This is a genomic window from Roseibium sp. RP-7 (assembly GCF_053005225.1).
In genome coordinates, this window is sequence record NZ_JBRKQA010000001.1 from 3,002,046 (window position 1) to 3,026,148 (window position 24,103).

Genomic DNA, 24,103 nt, shown 5'->3' on the forward strand with positions numbered 1-24,103 from the left:
AGTGACAATGCAACAGCGCCAAGAATCGACGCGGACCTATCAAGCCCCCCGGACAGAGCCACATCATCCGGTTCTGGAAAAGGGCGAGAAGACGACCACGTACAGTGTAAGGCCAGTTCATCTTATTTGCGGTGCAATCGGCTGCGTGACGGCAACCTTGGCGGTTGCAGGCACAATTGGCTACTACGCCCTGCGCAGTGACATGATGGCCGAGGCCAGCGCTGAAAGAACCGAGCTGGTGCTGGAGTATCAGGACCACATCGACCGCCTGCGTACCGAGATTGCAAATCTGACGAGCCGCCAGATGGTCGACAGGGAAACCGTCGAGATCCAGGTAATGGATGTTCTGCGCCGGCAGCAAGACCTCAATCAGCGCCATGCCATCGTGGCCGACCTTGTTGCCAGGGCGGAAAGTGTCGGCATCTACCTCAGCAACGACAAGCCCCTGCCCCCGGAAAAACCTTCACTCGACGAGCGCAACCTCGCCTCTCTGGATGGTAGCGACAAGTCTGCAATCGGCGGCGAAAGCGAGTTGATCGAGGAACCGGTAAAAGCCTTGGGATTGCGCGACGGTTCCACAAGGTCCTTCGATCCACTGGCTATTCTGCAGCAGCCGGCAACCGATACCGCAACGCCGGATACCGACGTAAAAAAAAACTCTGAGAAACAGGCTGCCCTCGACGCGGTAAAGGCCGACATCTCCATGATGGACGAAGAAAGTACGGCGGCCGTCGATGCGATCACCATCGCGACGGAAGGCCGTATTGAGGACATCCTCCGCATCACGCGTTCTATCACGCCCGGACTCAACGCCACACTGCGTGAAAAGACCTCCCTCGGCGGCCCGTTCCAGCCGATCAACGACGAGAACTTTCCAGACCGCCTGGACCGCGCAAACACAGCCCTGGACACACTGCGACGCGTGAAATTTACCGCACTGCGTCTGCCGATCAAACGGCCGGTCCGGAACGGCTCCGTGTCAAGCACCTACGGTCCTCGGGTTGATCCGTTCCTGGGCCGGCTGGCCATGCACACTGGCATCGACTTCAAGGCCCCTTACGGCGCACGCGTATTCGCAACGGCACCCGGCACAGTGATCAGCGCGGGACGTAATGGTGGATATGGCAAGATGGTGGAGATCCGTCATGCGAACGGCTTCGTCACCCGCTATGCTCATATGAGCCGCATCCAGGTATCGGAAGGTGACCACGTTCTGGCGGGCGATCTCGTCGGCAATGTCGGCTCCACCGGTCGCTCCACAGGTCCACATCTCCACTACGAGATCCGCCGGCATGACAAGCCCGGCAATCCGGCAGCTTTCCTGGCGGCAGGCGATCGCTTCTCGGCACTCGACCTTTGAAGGGTGAAAAAGGCCGAAACAAAAAAACGGGGCCGAATGGCCCCGCTTTCATTTGTATTTTCCACTGTGCCTTTAGTCGATATCGGCGACTTCGACCGGATCTCCACCAAAGACGCGCTGTGCCAGCGCAGCTTCCATGAATTCATCCAGATCGCCATCGAGAACATCGCCCGGAGACGTGCTCTCAACGCCCGTGCGCAGGTCCTTGACCAACTGATAGGGCTGAAGCACGTAGGAGCGGATCTGGTGCCCCCAGCCGATGTCGGTTTTCGAGGCAGCTTCGGCGTTGGCCGCTTCTTCGCGCTTCTTCAACTCCGCTTCATAAAGGCGGGCCTTCAGCATCGACCAGGCCGTTGCCCGGTTCTTGTGCTGTGAGCGCTCGGACTGACACTGCACCACGATACCGGTTGGCTGGTGCGTGATACGCACGGCGGAGTCGGTCGTGTTGACGTGCTGACCACCTGCACCGGAGGCGCGGTAGGTATCAATACGGCAATCACTCTCGTTGATGTCGATCTCGATGGAATCGTCAATCACCGGATAGACCCAGGCACTGGAAAAGCTGGTGTGGCGGCGGGCGTTGCTGTCATAGGGCGAAATCCGTACGAGGCGATGCACGCCCGATTCGGTCTTCAGCCAGCCATAGGCATTCTCGCCCTTGATCAGCAAGGTCGCAGACTTGATGCCCGCTTCTTCACCGTCATGATATTCCAGCACTTCTACCTTGAAGCCCCGCTTTTCCGCCCACCGGCGGTACATGCGAAGCAACATGGACGCCCAGTCCTGGCTCTCGGTGCCGCCGGCACCGGAGTTGATTTCCAGGTACGTGTCGTTCGCATCGGCCTCACCGGACAGCAGCGAATTGAGCTGCAACTGGTTGACCTTGCCCTTGAGACCACGAAGCGCTTCCTCGGCATCGGTAATGACGGACTTGTCGTCTTCCATCTCGCCGAGTTCGATCAGTTCGATATTGTCGGAAAGGTCCTGCTCCAGCGACTTGATGCCACCAATGCTGTCATCAAGCTGTTGACGCTCGCGCATCAGCTTCTGGGCCTTGGACGGCTCATTCCAGAGGTTCGGATCTTCGGAAAGGGCGTTCAGCTCTTCCAGTCGGACGACGGCCTGATCCCAGTCAAAGATGCCTCCTCAGCAGGCTTATGGCCTGCTTGATTTCATCGACGATCGCTTCCATTTCGGCGCGCATCGGATACCTCGCTTTTGATGTGAAGCGGCCCGGTCTCCTGCAAGAGGCACCGGGCCGAGAATTGGAGCGGGACATTACCCAAGCAGGACTTCGCTGTAAACCGTCGAAAAGGATCTTGCGATGACCTGACAGTCGGCCAGCCCCTGCAAGGCCAGGCGGGTCAGTAAAGACCGCCTGTGCCGACCGTAACGGCCTGCTGCGCTTCCGGAGAAACTGCAGTCGGAACTCCCATGGTGTCCTGGAACCCGATGACGGAGTAACTGTCCGGCGGGGCCATACCCGGCTTGAAGGCTTCCAGGATCGAACCCGGATCACCGGCAGCGGTTCTAAGACCGGTGCGGCGGTTGATCGGGATCAGCTGAAGACCCTTGGGTACACGGAATTCCACCGGCGGCTTGTCGGCCAGAGCAGTCTTGACGAACTCGGTGAAGATCGGCGCCGCCACCTGACCGCCGGTTGCCCCGCGGCCCATCGGTTTCGGATTGTCGAAGCCCACAAATACGCCGACCGCAAGATCCGGCGTAAAGCCCATGAACCAGGCGTCTTTTTCGTCGTTGGTGGTACCGGTCTTGCCGGCGACCGGACGACCAACCGCACGAACGGACGTTGCCGTACCGCGCTGAACCACGCCTTCCATCATCGATGTGATCTGATAGGCAGTCATCGGGTCGAGTACCTGCTCGCGGTCGTCGATCAGGGTCGGTTCGTCCTGACCTTCCCACACATCCTGCGTACAGCCGTCACAGATACGGCTGTCATGCTTGTAGATGGTGCGGCCGTAACGGTCCTGAATACGGTCGATCAGGGTCGGTCGAACTTTCCTGCCGCCATTTGCGATGGTCGCATAAGCGGTGGTTAGCCGCAGCACGGTGGTTTCCCCCGCACCAAGTGACATGGACAGAACCGGAAGCATGTTGTCGTAGATGCCGAAACGCTTCGCATATTCTGCGACCAGCGGCATACCCATGTCCTGAGCGAGCCGAACAGTCATGACGTTTCGTGACAGCTCGATACCTGTGCGCAGGGTCGACGGACCGTAGAATTTGCCGCCGTAGTTCTGCGGGCGCCACGTGCCGAGACCCGGGCCCTGGCTGATTTCCAGAGGCGCGTCCATGATCACGGAAGACGGCGTGTAACCGTTGTCGAGAGCGGCAGCGTAAAGGAACGGCTTGAAGGACGATCCTGGCTGCCGGTAGGCCTGCGTTGCACGGTTGAATTCGCTCTGTGCAAAGCTGAAACCACCGACAAGTGCAAGGACACGGCCGGTATAGGGATCCATCGCCACCAGAGCGCCCGACACCTTCGGGATCTGACGAAGTTCATAGGTTCCCGGCGCAACCGGGCTTTCCTGAACATAAACAACATCGCCAGGCGTCAGCACATCGGAAACGGCGCTCGGTGCCCTGCCCTTGACCCGGGCCCATTTCATGGTGCTCAGGAACAACGGGCCGGTCTTGCGTTCTTCGGAAAGCTGGCCACTGACCTGCCGTTCCGGCTGAACGCCAATCTTGGCCTCTTCGCCGCCGGCTTCCAGAACCACTGCGAGCTTCCACTCCGGCAGATCGCTCAGGGCTTCCACCTTGGCCAGATCGATGCCCCAGTCGGCACCAAGGGTGATCTTGTCGACAGGGCCATTCCAGCTGCCACGCTGATGATCGAAGGCAATCAAGCCGTCCATCAACGACTTGCGGGCCAGTTTCTGCATTTCGGGGTCAAGCGTCGACCGCACCGAAAGCCCGCCCTCGTACAGGCGCTTGTCGCCGAAGATGTCGGCCACTTCGCGGCGGACTTCTTCAGTGAAGTACTCGGCAGCAAACAGGCGAGATCCGGTTTCACGCGGCTTGACGACAATCGGTTTCTGTTTGGCTTCCTCGCCGTCCTGGGCGCTTACGTAACCATCTGCGATCATACGGTCGATCACGTAGTTGCGGCGCGCAATGGCGGCCTCTGTTTTCCTGTAAGGATGATAGTTGCTCGGACCTTTCGGCAGCGCGGCCATATAGGCGATTTCTTCAAGCGACAGTTCGTGAACCGACTTGTCGAAATAGATCAGCGAAGCGGCTGCGACGCCGTAGGCCCCGAAGCCGAAATAGATCTCGTTGAGATAAAGCTCGAGAATTTCGTCCTTGGTGTAGGCCTGCTCAATGCGCAGGGAAAGAACCGCTTCCTTCACCTTGCGCTCATACGCGGCGGAACGGCGTTCACGCTCTTCGCTCACGAGATCGGACAAGAGGAAGTTCTTTGCGACCTGCTGCGTGATGGTCGAAGCACCTTCCGGACGACGGCCGGACCCATAGTTCTGGATGAAACGCACCGCCGCACGGGCAATGCCTTCCGGGTCAACACCGATGTGGGTGTAGAAATTCTTGTCTTCGGCTGCGACAAACGCCTGCTTGACGCGATCCGGGATTGCCTGGATCGGCAGGAACATGCGCCTTTGAGTCGCGTATTCGGCCATAAGACTACCGTCAGCGGCATGCACACGCGTCATGACCGGTGGCTCATAGTTCTTCAGGGCCGTATAATCCGGCAGATCCTTCGTCAGGTCCTGCAGGTACATCCAGACCCCGGCGGCAATCAGCAGCGCAAAGATCGCGCCGATTCCGAACAGGTAGCCAAAAAACTTCACCAAAAATTTCATACCGCGGGCTCGTCTTTCCCCGTTCTTAGCGCTTCCAGCTTTTTAACACGGAAACATTTGCTCAGCATCACCGATGCCGACAGTCGCACAAACTTGTCTGCCTTCCTCGTGCACCAATATGGCGATGCTGAGGCAATCGCCAGTGCTAACCTGCCATTTTGAAAGCAATGCAAGGATTTTTACTGTGACGGTGCTGCTTGTTGCCGCGCAAGCCGCGGCCGGAAAAATCCGTGAACAGCCTCGGTCATGGCATTCGCCATGCGTTCACGCCATTCGTCGGAAATCAGAAGCTTCTCGTCATGTTCGTTGGAGAGATAGCCGAGCTCGACCAGCACCGAGGGCACATCATGGGCCTTCAACACCCGGAAACCCGCAGAACGATGCGGATTGTTGATCAGTCGGACAGCACTTTTCAGCTCGTCCACCAGCGACCGGGCGAAATAGACCGAAAACGACCTCGTTTCGCGTCGCGCAAGATCGATCAGGATATCTGTCACCTCTGTTGGCTCTTCCGTCAGATCCACACCGGCGATGACGTCCGACATGTTTTCCGATTGGGCCAGATCTTCGGCCAGTTGATCCGACGCCCTGTCTGAAATTGTGTAGACGGTCGCGCCACGCGCCAATTTCTGCCCGCGCCGGACAGAATCGGCGTGAATGGAGACGAAGAGATCGGCTTCAAGTTCATGACCGATTTCAACTCGGCGCCCCAGCGGGATGAATGTGTCATCATCCCGGGTAAGTTGAACGTTGTAGAGCCCGCTTTCGTCCAGCTTTTCCTTGAGCAGCTGAGCGAAGTCGAGAACGATCGCCTTTTCGAGAGTTCCGTGGACGCCTGTCGCCCCGGTGTCGATACCGCCATGCCCCGGATCAAGGACGATCAGTGGCTTGTCTCTGTTCTTTGGAGCGGTCAACCGGTCACTTTTCGGTGCGGAACCACTCCCGGCGACGACGCGCTTGGGCCTTGAGGTCTCGACAAAGGTGTCGAATTCGTCGGCTGTCGCGCTGACAAGGTCCACAACAAGCCGCGCAGGCTGGTCATCAACAGCCGGCAGGAAAAATGTCTTGTCGACCTTCACCGGTCCCGTCAGGTCCATCACCACACGGGATCTTCCAACCGCAAAGAGGCCGAAGCGCCAGTCGGTGACAAGCCCTCTCCCGCTCTCGCCAGAATCGGCCGGCAGCGAAAATGTCACTTCAGGAAGGTCAATGATCAGCCGGGCCGGATTGGCAAGGCCGGAGATGGTCGGTGTCACCTGACGGTTCATATCAAGAACGAATCGCGTGCGCGCCTCGTCTCCCGCCACGCGCGCTCCGGTTACCCGGGCCTTTTCCGGTTCGGCAGATGCGGCGCAAGTCAGTCCGGCAATCGCAGCAACGCAGATGCTCAAAACCACTGCGAAAGACGTCGCCAGTCTCAAAACAGTGCCCGGTCCCTGGTCTACTTGCGGTTTCATTCTGTCCTTGAACTCAATTATTTCGGCCATGTCGCTCGAAAACTTCGCGTGTTGAGCCCCCGTCAGCCCTGTCATACGCCATCCGCCACGCAAGGAAAATGCCATATCCAATTCACATTGCTTGCAATGCGCTGCGACGGAACGTAAAAGTACCTTACGGATTTCGGTTTGAAACCGATACCTTTCCAGATAGCTGACATGGGTGTCTATCCACAACGCTATCGCATTCCCAGGCCTTCTAACGACAGAACAGAGGCCGTTCTGCCGCTTAAAGACAAGCCCTGGAAGACAGTGGATCTGGTATCGGCACCTCTTTGAGACCGCCCCGCCTCGCGACGTGTTGCCCTTACAAAACGGCAGTTTCCCCGGCGAGGTTTTCGGCGGCCGTTAGGAGCGGACCCATTCCGGAACCGGATGCAGGCCCATTGGCGAAGCCAGGCTGCATACCGGCAGAAGGTACAACGACTTAACTAAAGGGCCTGCGTTGCCTGAAGGACCCGCGCGATGCACATGGTGATCAACATACAGCAAGGTACCGCTTCAGCGGCTGCCTGCGTTGATCATACGACCGCGCCGGGCGCAGACGCTCTTTCTCATCTTAGCAAAACAAATACGGCAGACATCCTCCTGCTGCGCGATGCGCGTTTCGCACATGCGCCCATGAGTGCTGCCGTGGAGAAGTTCAATAATGGCAAACAAAATGCTGATCGACGCGGGCCACCCGGAAGAGACCCGGGTCGTCGTCGTGCGTGGCAATCGGGTTGAAGAATTCGACTTTGAAGCAGCTAATCGGAAGCAACTGCGCGGAAACATATATCTTGCCAAGGTAACCCGGGTCGAACCGTCCCTGCAGGCCGCATTCGTCGAATATGGCGGAAATCGCCACGGGTTCCTCGCTTTCAGCGAAATTCACCCTGACTACTACCAGATCCCTGTTGCCGACCGGGAAGCACTTCTGGCTGCGGAAGCAGCCGACAGACAGCGTGATGATTCGGACGGTGAAGAAAAACCAAAGCGCCGCCGCCGCTCCCGTGCAGCACGAAACGAGGCTGCTGAAACCGTTGCCAGCGACAAGGTTGAGGCGGATGCCTCCGAAGACACCGCAGAAGGCGACGAAGAGGCCGTAAAAGCCACAGAAGATACTGAGGCAGTTTCCGAAGAGACCTCTGCCGACGAAACGGATGGCGAAGCCGTATCCGCACGTAGCACAGACGAAGACGCCTCCGACGAAGAAGAAGACGAAGCATCCTCTTCCGAGGAAGAAGCGGACGAAGAAGAAGAGGCTCCGGTTCGCTCGCGTGGCCGCGGGCGCGGCCGTCGCCGCCAGCGCCAGAACGACGATGACGATGATGCCGACAATGATGTCGATGCCGTCGAATCCGTCGGCGCGGAAGATGCGATGGAAGAAGTTCCTGAACGCATTATCCCGCTGCGCAAGCAATACAAGATTCAGGAAGTCATCAAGCGCCGCCAGATCATTCTGGTGCAGGTGGTCAAGGAAGAGCGCGGCAACAAGGGCGCCGCACTGACGACCTACCTGTCGCTCGCAGGCCGCTATTCCGTGCTGATGCCGAACACCGCTCGTGGCGGCGGCATTTCGCGCAAAATTACCCAGCCGACTGACCGCAAGCGCCTGAAGAAGATCGCCTCCGAACTGGATGTGCCGGAAGGCATGGGCGTGATCCTGCGCACCGCCGGTGCAAGCCGGACGAAGGCCGAGATCAAGCGCGACTTCGAATACCTGATGCGGCTTTGGGAAAACGTTCGCGAGCTGACCTTGAAATCCAGTGCTCCAAGCCTCGTCTATGAGGAAGGCAGTCTGGTCAAGCGATCGATCCGCGACCTCTACAACAAGGACATCAACGAGGTCCTTGTTGCGGGCGAAGAAGGCTACCGCGAGGCCAAGGACTTCATGCGCATGCTCATGCCGAGCCATGCGAAGAACGTCCAGCCCTACCGCGACCCCTCGCCGCTATTTATCCGCTACGGTGTCGAACCGCAGCTCGATGCAATGTTCTCGCCGCAGGTAACGCTGAAGTCCGGTGGTTATATCGTCATCAACCAGACCGAAGCCCTGGTCTCGATCGACGTGAACTCCGGCAAGTCAACCCGCGAACACAATATCGAGGACACCGCGCTCCAGACGAACCTGGAAGCGGCGGAAGAAGTGACCCGACAGCTACGCCTGCGCGATCTTGCCGGCCTGATCGTCATCGACTTCATCGACATGGAAGAGTCGAAGAACAATCGGTCGGTCGAGCGCAAGCTGAAGGATTGTCTGAAGAACGACCGCGCCCGCATTCAGGTTGGCCGGATCTCGCACTTCGGCCTGCTGGAAATGTCGCGTCAGCGCATCCGCACCGGCGTTCTGGAAAGCTCGACCACGCCTTGCCCGCATTGCCAGGGCACCGGCATGATCCGGTCTGTGGAATCCGTTGCCCTGCACGTGCTGCGTTCGGTAGAGGACAACCTTCTGAAAGGCGCGTCCCACAACCTGATCATTCGCACCACGACGCAGGTAGCGCTCTATATCCTCAACCAGAAACGTTCGAACCTGGTCGATCTGGAAACCCGCTTCGCCATCGATGTCGAAGTGCATGCGGACGACATGGTCAATGGCCAGCTCTACGTTCTGGAGCGCGGTACACCGGTCGATCGCGACCGTGTGCCGATGCCGGTTCCTGCGATTGTCCAGCCGGATACGATCGAGATCATCGACGAAGACACCGAACAGCCGGACATCGAGGAATTCGCTCAGGAAGACGACAATGACGGCCGCCGCCGGCGCCGCCGGCGCAAGCGCCGGAGGGGTGGTTCCGATAACCAGCAGGACGATGGCGAATCGCGTCAGGTCAACGCCGAGGCAGACGATGCCGACGGTGATGACGAGCAGCCGCAGGAAGCCCGTTCCGGTGGTGATGAGGACGGTGACGATGAACCGCGTCGCAAGCGCCGCCGTGGACGCCGTGGTGGTCGCCGCGGCCGTCGCAACGGTGATGATATGCAGGCCGAAGGTGGCGCAGAAAACGACGGCGAGACCAATGACGAAACTCGGGAAGCCGCTTCCTCTCAAGAACAGCAGGACGATCAGACCGGTTCTGAAGCCGTAGCCGTCGCCGAAAGCGGTCAGGAAACAGAAGCTGCGGGTGCCGCATCACAGGATGGTGCCCAGGCCGATGAGGCAAAGGCCGTCGATGGCGACACGGTTTCGGACGCTAGCGGCGAAAGCCCTGCGGAAGAAACTGCGCAGCAGGACGGTGCCGCCGTTCCTGTAGAGGCCGATGCGGCAGATGAGACACCGGTGATGGCTGAAGCTGACACCATCGTGGTCGAAACGCCGACTTCCGAACAGCCGATTGCCAGCGAAGCTGATGCCGATGCCGAAGAAGAAGCACCTGTGCGCAAGGCGCCGGCCGAGCCTGTCGTAACCAGCGAAACATCTGGAGACGACGACAAGGAAGACAAGCCGAAACGCGGCGGCTGGTGGCAGCGTGGCCGGTCGTTCTTCTGAACCGGTGACATCAACCAGTTTTGAAATGGAAAAGGCGGCCAGTGTGCCGCCTTTTTTGTTGTCCGATGCGATCGATGATCAGACTGCTTTGAGAAAACCCCTGAGCTTCTCAAGCGCCAACTTCATATCGTCATGCGCACCTGCAAAGGAAAAACGCAAGAACTCATGACCGTGCACGGGATCGAAATCGACACCGGGCGTTGCCGCGACACCTGCCTCGTGCAGCATACGCCTGGCGAAATCGAGACTGTCCGAGCTGAACCGGCGTATATCTGCATAGATGTAAAAGGCCCCATCTACCGGCAACAGCTTGTCGAGACCGATTTTCGGCAACCCGTCGAGAAGCAAGGCGCGGTTGGCAGCATACCCTGCCTTGACCGCTTCCAGTTCCTGCACCGAGTTGAGTGCTGCTCCCGCAGCGATCTGGGACAGCTCCGGCGGAGAAATATAGAGGCTCTGGGCAATCCGCTCTGTTGGGCGCACCAGTTGCTCCGGCAACACCAGCCAGCCAATGCGCCAGCCGGTCATGCAATAGTATTTCGAGAAACTATTGACGATAATGACATTCTGCGATGTTTCCAGCGCGGTCTTCTCTTCACCGTCGTAGCAAAGCCCATGGTAGATCTCATCCGAGATGAACCATATGCCCGCCTCGTCGCAATAGCGGATCAGGTCTTCCAGCGCATCGGCCGTCATCATCGTTCCGGTCGGATTGGCCGGACTGGCAACCAGGACGCCTTTCACAGGACCTTCTTTTTGAGCCTCTTCCAGATGCGCTGGCGTCAGGCTCCACCGGGTTTCCTCCCCGACTTCGATCTCGACCGCAACGAGACCAAGGGCTTTCAGGATGTTGCGATAGGCCGGATAACCGGGAGCCGTCAGGACAATTCGGTCCCCGGGATCAAACGCGGCAAGGAAGGCGAGATTGAAACCGGCGGATGAGCCCGTGGTTGCCATGATCCGCTCGACAGGCACGTCGACACCATAGGTCGTTCGATAATGCGCAGCCAATGCCTCGCGCAACGGGCGGATGCCAAGCGCTTCGGTGTAGCCGAGACGACCATGATCCAGAGCTTTTCTCGCCATATCCAACGCAGCCTTGGGCGCCGGGGCCGATGGCTGCCCGACTTCCATATGAATGATCTTGCGCCCCTGCGCTTCCAGACGTGCCGCTTCGGCAAGAACATCCATTGCGATGAAAGGGGCAACGTCACTGCGGCGAGACGGCTGAAAAAGAGGCTGGTTCATGTGTCCTGAAAATCCGGCTGAGAAACTGGCTTCACCCTATCGCGGATTTTTCCATCCGATGCAACGCGTGCGGCCAGAAGCAACTTCTGGGCTGGTCCGGCACGACAACGGCCCAGCACCTTACTTTTTTGTCATGCCGGCTTCCTTGACCCGCATCGCACACCTCCATACCTTCGCCACACATCCATGTCCCAGGATAACATCTGAGCAAAGATGAGCCTGGAAAGCGTTCCGGTCCGGATTGGAGTTTTGCACCTGTGCCTGGTTCCGCCATTTTGAAAATCGATTTTCCTCGCAGCCTTGCGCGTAAAGCGGTCGCACTTGCCTGTGCAAGCGCCCTCGCCCTGCCTCTTGTTTCGGTACCAGCGATGGCACAGGGGCGCAGCTTGCCGCTCGTGCGCGATGCAGAAACGGAACATCTTCTGAAGGACTATGCGACGCCGATCTTCAAGGCTGCCGGCATTTCCAATTCAGAGCCGGAAATCATTCTGGTCAACGACAAGAGCTTCAACGCTTTCGTTCCCGACAGCCGCAGGATGTTCATCAACATCGGTGTCATCATGGAATCGGAAACACCCGGTGAAGTAATTGGCGTGATTGCCCATGAATCGGGCCACATCGCCGGTCGTCATCTCGTGCGCCTGCGTGCTGCTGCCGCCAATGCCCAGATCATCTCTGTCATCGGCATGATTCTCGGTGCGGGGGCCGCGGCAGCCGGTGCGGCCTCCGGGTCCGGTGAGGTTGCTTCGGGCGGTGGCGCTGTGATCATGGGCTCGGGATCCGTCGGCCAGCGGTCGTTCCTGTCCTATCAGCGCGGCGAAGAAGCGGCAGCCGACCGGGCTGCACTCAAATACCTGAGTGCCACCGGACAAAGCCCGCGCGGCCTGCTGAAGACCTTCGAGCGCATGTCGGAACAGCAGATGTTCACCCGCAAGTACGCCGACCCTTATGCCCAGAGCCACCCGATGGCGCAGGACCGCTACAACAGTCTGGCGACCGACGCGCAGAAATCGAAATACTTCAACCAGCCGGAAGACTATGTACTGCAATACAGGCACGACATGGTGCGTGCCAAGCTGTTCGCCTTCACCAGCCATCCGTCCGCCACGTTGCGAGCCTATCCGCGCAGCGACAAAAGCCCCCAGGCACAATACGCACGCGCCATTGCCGCAATGAAGAGCCGAGGAAAAGGCGCGGTCAAGGAGATAGACGCCCTGATCCGCACGCAGCCAAACAACCCCTATTATTACGAGCTCAAGGGGCAGGCCCTGATCGAAGGTGGCGATCCCAAAGGCGCGGTCGCGCCCTTCCGCAAGGCTCTGTCGTTCAAACCGACCGAACCGCAGTTCCTCACCTGGCTCGGGTATGCGCTGGTTGCTTCGAATGACAAGTCCAATCTGCCGGAGGCAGAACGCATCTTGAAAGAGGCGATCCAGCGGGACCAGAACTCGGGCGTTGCCTACAGTCAGCTGGCCATTGCCCACGGCCGCCAGGGCGAGCGTGCGGAAGCTGATTTGGCAACTGCGAAAGGCTTGATGGTGAGTGGTGATTTCCAGGCTGCGAAACGCTACGCGGCGCGTGCTCAAAAAAGTTTGAAGAGAGGAACGCCGGCATGGCTTCAAGCGGACGACATTGTAGCGTACAACCCACCTAATCTGCCTAACAACGGCCGCTGATATCTCAGACACATATGGGTGCCGTTCGAACGAAAGACGGTTACCTGAGGAGCCTTGAATGACCGACACTTCCCCGAAGATCCAGATCCTGAAGACCGGGTCGCTCTGCCCGCCGATGCTGCTGCGCGTCCTGTCGGCTTGTGCGCTTGCACTTACCCTTTTGGCTGGCCCGGTTGCCGCTCAGGATCTGAACCGCGGTGAGATTGAAAAAATCGTGCGGGAATATCTGCTTGAGCATCCTGAAGTGATTGCCGAAGCGCTGACCGAACTCGATCGCCGTGAAAAGGAAGCTGCAGAAGTTGCGCGCGTGGAAGCCCTCAACGAAAGCGCCGACGTTCTTTTCAATTCGTCACGGCAGGTGGTGCTGGGCAATCCGGAAGGGTCTGTCACCCTGGTCGAGTTCTTCGATTATAACTGCGGCTACTGCAAGCGCGCGCATGGCGACATGGTCAAGCTGATCGATGAAAACCCCGACCTTAAAGTCGTCCTGAAGGAATTCCCGGTTCTCGGCCAGGGCTCTGTCGAAGCTGCCCAGGTGGCTGTCGCTGTCAACTCTGTGGCGCCGGAGAAATACGGCGAATTCCATGAAAAACTGCTGCTGAGCCGCGGCCAGGCGAACCGGGCCAGCGCCCTCGCCGCAGCGACGTCCGTCGGCATTTCGGAAGACGATCTCCTGGCGTCCATGAAAACCGACGAAGCCGGCCAGACGATTGAAGAAGTCTACTCCCTGGCCAACCGTCTCGGCTTGACCGGCACTCCGTCCTATGTGGTCGGCAACGACGTGGTCATGGGCGCGGTCGGTTATGAGGAACTGAGCCAGAAGCTCGACGCGCTGCAGAATTGCGGCCAGACCACTTGCTGAACCTGTGAGCCGAAACAATGTTTCGGCGTTCACTTGCCTGTTGGAAACCCCCATTCCTCATGTCAGTGAGAAATCGGGGGTTTTCCTGTTCCAATTGAATCCCTATAAGAAGCGTGGCTCGCCTCCAGGAAGAGACGGGCCGAAGATCTTTGTCCGCCCAACAACGGCGGAGCAAGAGCGTGGTTGCGGCCCCGGCCTTACGGACCCTGATCGAGTTGCAGGGCTGGATATTTCGGGTCTGACCCCATCCCGGTATGGAGCGGTCGCCCGGCGAGCCGGCCAGCTGCGTGTCTTGCGGACCGAGTATGAGAGCCAAACATGATGCGTAATGATAACAAGAAATTCGACACGGCCCTGATCCGGGACCTCGCCGTTCTCCTGGATGAGACAAATCTCTCGGAAATCGAACTGGAACAGGGTGACACGCGCATTCGCGTGGCCCGTCAGATGACGATCAGCGCGCCGGTAAACGTTGCAGCACCGATGGCCGCACCGACAGCACCGGCCGCAGCGGCTTCCCCGGCAGCAGCAGCGCCAGCCGCCGAACCGGCCCACGCCGGCACGACCGTAACCTCGCCAATGGTCGGCACGGCCTATCTCGCAGCCGAACCGGGCGCACCGGCCTTCATTCAGGTTGGCGACAAGGTGGTGGAAGGTCAGACGATCCTGATCATCGAAGCCATGAAAACCATGAACCACATTCCTGCCACCAAGGCGGGCACCGTAAAGCAGATCCTTGTGGACGACGCTCAGCCGGTGGAATTCGGCGAACCGCTTATTATCGTCGAATAAGGAGCCGTTGTGGCCATGTTCTCCAAGATTCTCATTGCCAACCGCGGCGAGATCGCCCTGCGCATCCTGCGCGCCTGTAAAGAGCTCGGCATCTCCACCGTTGCGGTTCACTCCACCGCTGATGCGGATGCGATGCATGTGCGCCTGGCAGACGAAAGCGTCTGCATTGGCCCACCTGCCGCGCGCGACAGCTACCTGAACATCCCACAGCTTCTTGCGGCTTGTGAAATCACCGGAGCGGATGCTGTCCACCCGGGTTACGGCTTCCTGTCGGAAAACGCCCGTTTCGCGGAAATCCTTGAAGCACACGGTATCGAATTCATCGGCCCGACCGCTGAACACATTCGCATCATGGGTGACAAGATCCAGGCCAAGCAGACGGCCAAGGACCTCGGCATCCCGGTTGTTCCTGGCTCCGACGGTGCCGTGACGGCTGGTGACGACGCCCACGCGATCGCCCGCGAGATCGGCTACCCGGTTCTGGTAAAGGCAGCTGCAGGTGGCGGTGGCCGCGGCATGAAGGTTGCCCGCACCGAAGCCGAGCTTGATACTGCCCTGTCCACGGCACGTTCCGAAGCAAAGGCTGCCTTCGGCGACGACGCGCTCTACATGGAAAAATACCTCGGCAAGCCTCGGCATATCGAGATCCAGGTTCTGGGTGATGGCAAGGGCAATGCGGTTCACCTCGGTGAACGCGACTGTTCGCTGCAGCGCCGCCACCAGAAGGTGCTCGAAGAAGCTCCCTCCCCGAGCCTCAATGCCAGCCAGCGCAAGGAAATCGGCGAGATCGTCGCTGCTGCCATGCGCAAGCTGAAATACCGCGGCGTCGGCACGGTGGAATTCCTCTATGAGAACGGCGAGTTCTATTTCATTGAAATGAACACCCGTCTCCAGGTTGAACACCCTGTTACGGAGATGATCACCGGCATCGACCTCGTCAACGAGCAGATCCGCATCGCCGCAGGTGGATCGCTGGATATGACCCAGGACGACATCACGTTCGAAGGCCACGCCATCGAATGCCGCATCAACGCGGAAGATCCGGTCAACTTCACGCCGTCACCGGGCACAATCACCTACTACCACCCGCCGGGCGGTCTGGGTGTTCGCGTCGACAGCGGTGTCTATCAGGGCTACAAGATCCCGCCTTATTATGACAGTCTGATCGGCAAGCTGATCGTTCATGGCCGTAACCGCGTGGAATGCATGATGCGTCTGCGTCGTTGCCTGGACGAATTTGTGGTTGACGAAATCAAGTCGACTATTCCGCTTTTCCGCGATCTGGTGGAAAATCAGGACATAGCGAACGGTCAGTACGACATCCACTGGCTGGAACAATATCTGGCGAAGAAGTCCAGCTGACCGGATCCTGGGACGAGTGCCGGGAGCATCGCGTGTTCCAAGGGATGCGCATGAGGTGCTCCGGCACTCCGGCCGATCAGATTTTGGGTGCTCAAGTCGACACCTGCTGATCTGCCCATCCCGTCTGGTAAGTGAGGCCTCATGGCTGGTTACAAAGACGACATCATCATGGAAATCACACCGCAGGTGCTGTTGAAAGCTTATGCCTGCGGCCTGTTTCCGATGGCAGAATCTGCCGACGACCCCGGCCTCTTCTGGCTGGAGCCAGAGCGTCGCGGCATCCTTCCCCTCAACAACTTTCACCTGCCTCGCCGCCTGCGCCGGACGATTCGCAACGACGTGTTCGAGGTGCGGGTCAGCACGGATTTTCAGGGCGTTATCGATGGCTGTGCCGAGCCCATGCCCGGACGCCAGAAAACCTGGATCAACCGGGAGATCAGGCGCCTCTACGGCGAGCTTTTCGACATGGGCTATTGCCACACCATTGAAGCATGGCAGGATGGCGAACTTGTCGGGGGGCTTTACGGTGTCAGCCTGAACGGCGCCTTTTTCGGCGAGAGCATGTTCACCTTCCGCACCGACGCTTCCAAGGTGTGCCTTGCGCATCTGGTTGCCCGGCTGATCGTCGGCGGCTATTCCCTGCTCGATACTCAGTTCGTAACCGAGCACCTCAGCAAGTTCGGCACCGAGGAAGTTCCTCAAGCTGCCTATAACGAGCTGCTCAGCGAAGCCCTGAAGCTGGAAACCGATTTCTACGCCCTGTCACCTCAAGCCAGTGGTGAGGAGGTTTTGGCGGTGCTCGATAGTTGGTAAGAGCGCTAGGTCTTCTTGCTTGCGAGCCTAGTTCGTCACCACCAAAGCAGGAACAGCCAGGCCAACAACAGACCGGAACGGCTCCAGCAATGCCGTGGCTTTCAGACGTGTCGTCGCCAGCCAGTCTCTCTCTGTCAATGGGCGAAAGAACCTTCTCCGGCTTCATAAATCAGCGCAACGTGCTCAGTTCTCTCCGCCTTTGCCGGTGCCGACTATATCGCGAATTTTCGACCAGGACGGCGAAAGGAAAGCGCTCATTCTGTGCGTAAAATCTTGCGATTCAAACGTCCTCATGGCGTTCCGGAAAGCCAGTTCGGCTGCCGGTTCCTCCAGGGCGATATAAAACAATTCCGTCGGTGACTGATTTTTTGCCCAGAAATCCCGAGCTATCTTGAGCCAGAATTCATATTCGTAAGATGGCGTGCCACTACCCATGAAACCATCGGTGGATTTGGCATTGTCACGCTTCTTCACGCCGCCCGAATAGGCCCGGTCGAACGCTCCAAGGTCCTTCAGTCTCTGCCACAGGTGGTGACGGTATTTCCCGTCGGACTTTCGAGTCACGCCGCTGGCATTATGTCGGTCATCCTCCCCCATCGCGCGGGAAACCTGTTCCAGTTTGTGATCGCTGCTCAGGTTGGTCAGCCATATCGCCCACAAACCGGCTTCGATGTTTTCTTCCAGTTTGTCGTGCTTGAACGATTTGTAGCCTCGCGGCACATGCGCGAATGGAGACCGCTCCAGCGAGCGGCGAAGCTGTGCGATGTTCACCGAACCGCCCGTGCGCGCAGCTTCCTGCATTTTCAGTATCTTCTGAGTGGAGCTGATGTAGACCAGATTGTAGTGAAACTTGATGTACTGAAGATATTTCTGCGGATCGGTATCAAACTGCGGTGGTGACGGAAGCGGTTCTTTTTCACCCTTGACGGCATCTATGATGTAGAAAGTCGCTATTCCTGCTGCCACCGGATTGGTGATCACGGCAGCCAGGGGACCTTTCATGGTGGCCTTCAACGCCGTCCAGGCCCAGCCTGGCTCTGTATCGTAGCCTTTCGGCAAAAGCTTTCGTACAGCCACATCCGCGTTTACATAACTGCTGCCTGTCTTGATCAGAATATTTTCCCAGGCCGGTTTGCAGACATTGTTAAGACGGCTGCTCAACTCCTGGAGCTTCATCCATTCCTGGTCCATTTGTCTGCTCCTCAGCTAATACTAACATCCTTCCCCTTGTAACTTATTTTACCTTGCGTAATGTGCCTCAAATCACAAATAAATATTTTCGATACAAAAACAATTGAAATTATATACTATGACTTGTAAAATGTATTTACATATACCCCTTTGATTTTCTCACCTGGAGCGCGGATAATCTGAGGTCACTTCTTCAGACAACATTCAGGTTGCTGAACGTCCGATTGGCCCGAAACAAAAAAAGCCCCGCAGTTGCGGGGCTTAGCCAGTCTTTGTGTCTGAAGATTTCGGTTATCAGCTGCCCGGGGTCCAGGCTTCATAATCGCCAGTCACATCCGGGCGTTTTTCCGGGGTCAGGATAGAACCGTGCGGCCGGTAAGCGGCCGGAGTGCCCGTCGGATTGGCCTTGTGACCCTGCTGCCAATGTTTGGCGTGATAGGTTTCTTCGGACGGCGGCGTGTCAACGCGGTGATGCATCCAGCCGTGCCAGCCCGCAGGAATGGCAGAGGCTTCAGCAAGACCGTTATAGATCACCCAGCGCTTCTTGCCCGCGCGTTCCTTGTAGTACTTGTTACCGAACTCATCCTCACCGACAAACTCACCCTTGCGCCACGTGAAGAAGCGGGTGCCCATTGTCTGGCTGTTCCACCAGGTGAACAATTCTAGCAGCAGAGTTTTCATGGCCCTTTGAAGGTCCCTTGATTGCAAGTCGGAAACATCCGTTGCCCCACCAACATGACAGGACGGAATTTCGCGGACTATGGCGACAACGGCCGCATCTGTCCAGACTTGGCAGCCAGAAAAGAACGGGATTTTGCGCCTGCGGGCCGATTGCCGCAGTCACGCCCGGTGCACACCGCACCCAGGTGGTCACAAACAGACTGCTTCAGTGAAGTTTCAACCCCTTGAAGGGCGCAAAGCCGGCATTGCGGATATGTTTGGCAGCGGCGGAATGCTGTTTGGGAGGCGCTTCCTTCTTCACACCGGCAAAGACCTTTTCCGGCTCTTCTTCCTTGGTGTCGAATGCCGCCTCAACGGCTCCTTCCACTTCCGCACGCTTTTGCGTGGCAACGCGGTGGTGCAGCCGGGCCCCGGCAAGCGACTGCATCTTTTCCGCCTGTTCATCCATGGCCTTTTGAATGCCATAGATATTGTAGAAGCCGGAGTTCTCCAGGATCATCGGCCGGTCGTCTGCAAGAAGCCACTTGAGGCGCTTGAAAAGCGTCGACGGCGAAACCGGCTTGACCAGCACATGGTGCGCACCTGCCCGCAAGGCCTTGTCGACCAGTGGCCGCGTGCCATGTGCCGTAATGAAGAGAATCGGCACATAACAAAGCGGCTCCATGTGGCGATGCCGCACCAGACGCAGGAACTGGTAGCCGGATGTCGGCGCCATGCGCCAGTCGGTGAGAATCACGTTGGGTGGTTCAGCGAGACTTGCCTCGAGCGCTTCGTCGACCGAATCGAACACCCGCACGCGCGCAACCTTGAAGCTGAGCAATATCGACCGGAGAATCGTCTGCATCGGCTTGCTGTCCTCGACGACGACAGCATCGATGTCCTCCATCGCTAGTCCGAATGCGGCGTGATGTTTCATGAATTGCGGACCTTTTTCCCTATCCCGCCATCATGAAACCAGACCCGGCTTAAACCCGGTTGAAATCGATCACCGCCATTTTCTTCAAATTTTCATAAAATGCGGTCTATCGTCATCCACAGGGTCTTGTGCCTTCCTGGCGGGCACTCCTTCGCCGGGAAAGCAAGCGCTAAATCCCTTGCTAAAACGCTGTCCCCGCTCCGTTCCCCATTATCCACACGACCACACAAGATTTTGCGTTTGCCCACAATCCAGGCACTAGCTGTTGTCACTCGGTCCTTGACCTTAAGAATTCGTTTACATTAGTTTCTCATCATTGCGATGTGCGTAGTCGGGTGCCTATCCGGGCGCTCCGGTCATCCAAAACCATCAGTATCCAAGAGTACCGCTCCAGGTCTTTGACCCCAAAGCCGGGAGACGGGTTTTGTTGTGCCGACTTCAAGGCGCATGTCGTGACAAACCTGTTGATGACCACTATATATAGTGGATAGAAACACAAGATACGCTACATACAGGCTCGAAGCCTGTAACTTGCAGGGCGGCATTCGAGAACAGAGGCAGGCGGCCACGCCAGTTCGGATGCAATGCGGTCAAGCCCGGTTCGGGGGAACCGGCTGTAATCTAAAAGGGGACTTGAGAAGATGCGGATCGAGCGGCGCTACACCAAGGAAGGTCAATCGCCTTACGCCAGCGTAGAATTCCGGAACGCTACCAGCGAAATCCGGAATCCTGATGGGTCCATCGTGTTCCGTCTGGAGAACATTCAGGTCCCGACCCAGTTTTCACAGGTCGCGTCCGACATTCTGGCTCAGAAGTATTTCCGCAAGGCCGGAGTGCCCGCCAAGCTGAAGGCCGTAGAAGAAAACACCGTTCCGTCCTGGCTGTGGCGCCATGAGGCCGATGAGGCCGCACTGGCAGACCTGCCAGAGGACGAGCGCTACGGCTCTGAAATTGACGGCCGCCAGGTCTTTGATCGTCTAGCCGGCACCTGGACCTACTGGGGCTGGAAGGGCGGCTATTTCGACAAGGAATCCGACGCCCAGGCTTTCTACGACGAACTGCGTTACATGCTGGCGACCCAGAAGGTGGCGCCGAACTCTCCGCAGTGGTTCAACACCGGCCTGCATTGGGCCTACGGCATCGACGGCCCGGGCCAGGGTCACTTCTATGTCGACTTCCAGACCGGCAAGCTCGTCAAGTCCAAGAGCGCCTATGAGCATCCGCAGCCGCATGCCTGCTTCATCCAGTCCGTCGGCGACGACCTGGTGAACGAAGGCGGCATCATGGACCTTTGGGTCCGTGAAGCCCGCCTGTTCAAATACGGCTCCGGCACCGGCTCCAACTTCTCCCACGTGCGTGCAGAAGGCGAGCGCCTGTCCGGTGGTGGAAAGTCCTCCGGCCTGATGAGCTTCCTGAAGATCGGCGACCGGGCAGCCGGCGCGATCAAGTCCGGCGGCACCACCCGCCGCGCGGCCAAGATGGTGGTTGTCGATGTCGACCATCCGGATATCGAGGAATACATCAACTGGAAGGTCAAGGAAGAGCAGAAGGTGGCCGCGCTCGTCACCGGCTCCAAGATCTGCCAGAAGCACCTCGGCGCAATCATGCGCGCCTGCGTCAACTGCGAGGCGGACAATGGCGACTGCTTCGACCCGGCCAAGAACCCGGCCCTGAAGCGTGAAATCCGTGCTGCCAAGAAGATGATGGTGCCGGAAAACTACATCCAGCGCGTCATCCAGTTTGCAAAGCAGGGCTTCACCAAGATCGAATTCCCGACGTTCAACACGGACTGGGATTCCGAAGCCTATCTGACGGTTGCCGGACAGAACTCCAACAACTCGGTGCGTGTGACCGACGGCTTCCTGAACGCCGTTGTTGACGACAGCACCTGGGACCTGACCGCCCGCCGCTCCGGCGACGTTCTGAAGACCGTCAAGGCCAAGGAACTTTGGGAACAGATCGGCTATGCCGCCTGGGCTTCCGCTGATCCGGGCCTGCAGTACCACACCACGATCAACGACTGGCACACCTGCCTTGCCGATGGCGAAATCCGTGCATCCAACCCATGCTCGGAATACATGTTCCTGGACGACACGGCCTGTAACCTGGCGTCCCTGAACCTGATGCAGTTCCGCCGGGAAGACCGGTCCTTCGACATCGACAACTACGAACATGCCGTCCGCCTGTGGACCATCGTTCTGGAAGTCTCGGTGCTGATGGCTCAGTTCCCGTCCAAGGAAATTGCAGAACTGTCCTACAAGTTCCGCACCCTCGGTCTCGGCTATGCCAACATCGGCGGCCTGCTGATGACCTCCGGCATCCCGTACGACAGCGACGAAGGCCGTGCACTTTGCGGCGCCCTCACCGCGGTCATGACCGGTGTTGCCTATGCCACTTCCGCTGAAATGGCTGGCGAACTCGGCGCCTTCCCGGGCTACAAGAAAAACGCAAGCCACATGCTGCGTGTCATGCGCAACCACCGCCGCGCCGCCTACGGCGAAGCGGACGGCTACGAAGGCCTCAACACGGCTCCGGTTGCTCTTGACCACGTCTCCTGCCCGGATCAGGTGATCGTCGAGCGGGCCAAGAAGGCCTGGGATCGTGCCCTTGAGCTTGGCGAGAAGAACGGCTACCGCAACGCCCAGTCCACCGTTATTGCCCCGACCGGCACCATCGGTCTGGTCATGGACTGCGACACCACCGGTATCGAGCCTGACTTTGCGCTGGTGAAGTTCAAGAAGCTGGCCGGCGGCGGCTACTTCAAGATCATCAACCGCGCTGTTCCCGAAGCCCTGCGCAAGCTCGGTTACACCGAAAGCGAGATTGGCGAGATCGAAGCCTACGCCGTTGGCCATGGTTCCATCGATCAGGCACCGGGCGTCAACCCGTCCGCGCTGAAGACCAAGGGCTTCACCGACGAGAGCCTGACCAAGCTGAAAGACGGCATGAAGTCGGCCTTTGACATCAAGTTCGTCTTCAACCGCTGGACCCTCGGCGACGAGCAGATGAAGGCACTCGGCGTTACCGACGAGCAGCTGGAAGATCCGGAATTCGATCTCCTGACCTTCCTCGGCTACTCCAAGGCTGACATCGAAGCCGCCAACACCCACGTGTGTGGTGCGATGACCCTGGAAGGGGCACCGTTCCTGAAGGAAGAGCATTATCCGGTCTTCGACTGCGCCAACCCGTGCGGCCGTATCGGCAAACGCTTCCTGTCGGTGGAAAGCCACATCCGCATGATGGCAGCGGCCCAGCCGTTCATCTCCGGCGCGATCTCCAAGACGATCAACATGCCGAACGATGCGACGGTGGAGGACTGCAAGGAAGCCTACATGCTGTCCTGGAAACTCGCGCTCAAGGCGAATGCCCTTTACCGCGACGGTTCCAAACTGTCCCAGCCGCTCAACGCCCAGCTACTGGCCGATGAGGACGAAGACGAGGACGAGGCCCTCGAGGCTCTGGCCGCCAAGCCGATGGCTGCAAAGGCCGAAGTGGTTGCCGAACGCATCGTCGAGCGGATCGTCGAACGCGTTGTCCGCGAACAGGAAAAACTGCCGACCCGCCGCAAGGGCTATACCCAGAAGGCAAAGATCGGTGGTCACACCATCTTCCTGCGCACCGGCGAATATGACGATGGCCGCCTTGGCGAAATCTTCCTCGACATGAACAAGGAAGGTTCGGCTCTCCGGGCATTCATCAACAACTTCGCGATCTCGGTTTCGCTTGGTCTGCAATACGGTGTGCCGCTCGAGGAATATGTCGACGCGTTCACCTTCACCAAGTTCGAACCGGCCGGCATGGTCCAGGGCAACGATGCGATCAAGAACGCCACGTCGATCCTCGACTACGTGTTCCGCGAACTGGCAGTATCCTATCTCGGTCGTCACGACCTTGCCCACGTCCCGCCGGAAGCCTTCAGTGGTCCGGTCAGCGCTGGCGCGGTCAAGACCATGGACAAGGGCAGCTCCGGCGGTGTGGTTTCCCACGGCCTCGTCCGCGGCCAGACAGAGCGGTTCCGTCTCGTCGCCGGCAACGAGCCTTCCGGCGAGATCACCGAAGCGGTGAAAGTGGAACTGGGCACAACAATCGCCGCCCAGACCTCCGCCGTCGCAACGGCTTTCGCCCGCGGCTCGGAAGCAGCTGCCGCTGTCGAAGTGACCTCGGCCCCTGCCCCACAGGTGAAAACCGCGGCTCAGCAGATCGCCCAGGCCCGAATGAAGGGTTACGAAGGCGAGAGCTGCTCGGAATGCGGCAACTTCACCATGGTGCGCAACGGCACCTGCCTGAAGTGCGACACCTGCGGCTCCACCAGCGGCTGCAGCTGACGATCAACAGACTTCTGGCCGACACCGGCCGGAAGTCTGAATTCCATCGCACACAAAGCTTAGC

Annotated in this window: 15 protein-coding genes; 8 read left to right on the forward strand and 7 right to left on the reverse strand. The window is 58.6% G+C overall.

The genetic code is table 11. From position 1 onward, the window contains the following. The first annotated feature begins 7 nt into the window (after window positions 1-7). Entirely contained in the window at window positions 8-1,360 is a 1,353-nt protein-coding gene (locus ACVDG9_RS13515) for a M23 family metallopeptidase (RefSeq protein ID WP_022998406.1), read from the forward strand. 72 nt (window positions 1,361-1,432) lie between these two features. Here ACVDG9_RS13515 and prfB read toward each other — a convergent pair. The 3 genes from prfB to ACVDG9_RS13530 form a co-directional block, all read right to left on the reverse strand. Continuing rightward, a protein-coding gene (gene prfB, locus ACVDG9_RS13520; RefSeq protein ID WP_168686745.1) for a peptide chain release factor 2 occupies window positions 1,433-2,564 on the reverse strand; the annotation gives its coding sequence in 2 pieces (ribosomal slippage) (window positions 1,433-2,494 and window positions 2,496-2,564; 1,131 coding nt in all). A gap of 160 nt (window positions 2,565-2,724) precedes the next feature. Beyond that, window positions 2,725-5,196, reverse strand: a complete 2,472-nt coding sequence (locus tag ACVDG9_RS13525; protein ID WP_035909305.1) for a penicillin-binding protein 1A — start codon at window positions 5,194-5,196, stop codon at window positions 2,725-2,727. Window positions 5,197-5,384: 188 nt separating this feature from the next. Continuing rightward, complete coding sequence (locus ACVDG9_RS13530) at window positions 5,385-6,662, reverse strand: N-acetylmuramoyl-L-alanine amidase (protein ID WP_447238192.1); 1,278 nt, start codon at window positions 6,660-6,662, stop codon at window positions 5,385-5,387. Between the two features lie 688 nt (window positions 6,663-7,350). On the opposite strand from ACVDG9_RS13530, the gene ACVDG9_RS13535 reads away from it, so the two are divergent. Further along, entirely contained in the window at window positions 7,351-10,173 is a 2,823-nt protein-coding gene (locus tag ACVDG9_RS13535) for an Rne/Rng family ribonuclease (protein ID WP_447238193.1), read from the forward strand. A 78-nt stretch (window positions 10,174-10,251) separates the two neighbouring features. On the opposite strand, the gene ACVDG9_RS13540 is transcribed toward ACVDG9_RS13535, so the two are convergent. After that, a complete protein-coding gene (locus ACVDG9_RS13540; protein ID WP_447238194.1) occupies window positions 10,252-11,421 on the reverse strand; it encodes a pyridoxal phosphate-dependent aminotransferase in 1,170 nt (389 codons plus the stop codon). Between the two features lie 257 nt (window positions 11,422-11,678). Here ACVDG9_RS13540 and ACVDG9_RS13545 point away from each other — a divergent pair, with 257 nt between their 5' ends. The 5 genes from ACVDG9_RS13545 (at window position 11,679) to aat (ending at window position 16,926) form a co-directional block, all read left to right on the forward strand. Continuing rightward, complete coding sequence (locus ACVDG9_RS13545; protein WP_447238195.1) at window positions 11,679-13,097, forward strand: M48 family metalloprotease; 1,419 nt, start codon at window positions 11,679-11,681, stop codon at window positions 13,095-13,097. Window positions 13,098-13,155: 58 nt separating this feature from the next. Next, entirely contained in the window at window positions 13,156-13,959 is an 804-nt protein-coding gene (locus ACVDG9_RS13550) for a DsbA family protein (RefSeq protein ID WP_022998399.1), read from the forward strand. A gap of 318 nt (window positions 13,960-14,277) precedes the next feature. Beyond that, the gene (gene accB, locus ACVDG9_RS13555) at window positions 14,278-14,751 is read left to right on the forward strand and encodes an acetyl-CoA carboxylase biotin carboxyl carrier protein (protein ID WP_022998398.1); all 474 of its coding nucleotides are present in this window, start codon (window positions 14,278-14,280) and stop codon (window positions 14,749-14,751) included. Window positions 14,752-14,766: 15 nt separating this feature from the next. After that, window positions 14,767-16,113, forward strand: a complete 1,347-nt coding sequence (gene accC / locus ACVDG9_RS13560) for an acetyl-CoA carboxylase biotin carboxylase subunit (RefSeq protein ID WP_022998397.1) — start codon at window positions 14,767-14,769, stop codon at window positions 16,111-16,113. A gap of 141 nt (window positions 16,114-16,254) precedes the next feature. Further along, window positions 16,255-16,926 carry a leucyl/phenylalanyl-tRNA--protein transferase gene (aat, locus tag ACVDG9_RS13565; RefSeq protein WP_075282097.1) on the forward strand — a complete coding sequence of 224 codons (672 nt, stop codon included), beginning with the start codon at window positions 16,255-16,257 and terminating at the stop codon, window positions 16,924-16,926. A 183-nt stretch (window positions 16,927-17,109) separates the two neighbouring features. Here aat and ACVDG9_RS13570 read toward each other — a convergent pair whose 3' ends face one another. The 3 genes from ACVDG9_RS13570 to ACVDG9_RS13580 form a co-directional block, all read right to left on the reverse strand. After that, window positions 17,110-18,117: a hypothetical protein gene (locus ACVDG9_RS13570; protein ID WP_447238196.1), complete on the reverse strand. Its 1,008-nt coding sequence runs from the start codon at window positions 18,115-18,117 to the stop codon at window positions 17,110-17,112. A 294-nt stretch (window positions 18,118-18,411) separates the two neighbouring features. Next, complete coding sequence (locus tag ACVDG9_RS13575) at window positions 18,412-18,798, reverse strand: NADH:ubiquinone oxidoreductase subunit NDUFA12 (RefSeq protein WP_022998394.1); 387 nt, start codon at window positions 18,796-18,798, stop codon at window positions 18,412-18,414. 205 nt (window positions 18,799-19,003) lie between these two features. Further along, window positions 19,004-19,714, reverse strand: a complete 711-nt coding sequence (locus ACVDG9_RS13580; RefSeq protein ID WP_208993526.1) for a response regulator — start codon at window positions 19,712-19,714, stop codon at window positions 19,004-19,006. A 641-nt stretch (window positions 19,715-20,355) separates the two neighbouring features. Between ACVDG9_RS13580 and ACVDG9_RS13585 the strand changes: the two genes are divergently transcribed. Continuing rightward, on the forward strand, window positions 20,356-24,039 hold the full coding sequence (locus ACVDG9_RS13585) for a vitamin B12-dependent ribonucleotide reductase (protein WP_022998392.1): 3,684 nt from the start codon (window positions 20,356-20,358) through the stop codon (window positions 24,037-24,039). The last annotated feature ends 64 nt before the right edge of the window (window positions 24,040-24,103 follow it).

Coding starts and splice junctions, on each gene's coding strand:
- ACVDG9_RS13550 (WP_022998399.1), top strand. CDS start 13,156: ATGACCGACACTTCCCCGAAGATCCAGATCCTGAAGACCGGGTCGCTC.
- aat (WP_075282097.1), top strand. CDS start 16,255: ATGGCTGGTTACAAAGACGACATCATCATGGAAATCACACCGCAGGTG.
- ACVDG9_RS13515 (WP_022998406.1), top strand. CDS start 8: ATGCAACAGCGCCAAGAATCGACGCGGACCTATCAAGCCCCCCGGACA.
- ACVDG9_RS13585 (WP_022998392.1), top strand. CDS start 20,356: ATGCGGATCGAGCGGCGCTACACCAAGGAAGGTCAATCGCCTTACGCC.
- ACVDG9_RS13580 (WP_208993526.1), bottom strand. CDS start 19,714: ATGAAACATCACGCCGCATTCGGACTAGCGATGGAGGACATCGATGCT.
- ACVDG9_RS13535 (WP_447238193.1), top strand. CDS start 7,351: ATGGCAAACAAAATGCTGATCGACGCGGGCCACCCGGAAGAGACCCGG.
- accB (WP_022998398.1), top strand. CDS start 14,278: ATGATGCGTAATGATAACAAGAAATTCGACACGGCCCTGATCCGGGAC.
- accC (WP_022998397.1), top strand. CDS start 14,767: ATGTTCTCCAAGATTCTCATTGCCAACCGCGGCGAGATCGCCCTGCGC.
- ACVDG9_RS13540 (WP_447238194.1), bottom strand. CDS start 11,421: ATGAACCAGCCTCTTTTTCAGCCGTCTCGCCGCAGTGACGTTGCCCCT.
- ACVDG9_RS13570 (WP_447238196.1), bottom strand. CDS start 18,117: ATGGACCAGGAATGGATGAAGCTCCAGGAGTTGAGCAGCCGTCTTAAC.
- ACVDG9_RS13575 (WP_022998394.1), bottom strand. CDS start 18,798: ATGAAAACTCTGCTGCTAGAATTGTTCACCTGGTGGAACAGCCAGACA.
- ACVDG9_RS13530 (WP_447238192.1), bottom strand. CDS start 6,662: ATGAAACCGCAAGTAGACCAGGGACCGGGCACTGTTTTGAGACTGGCG.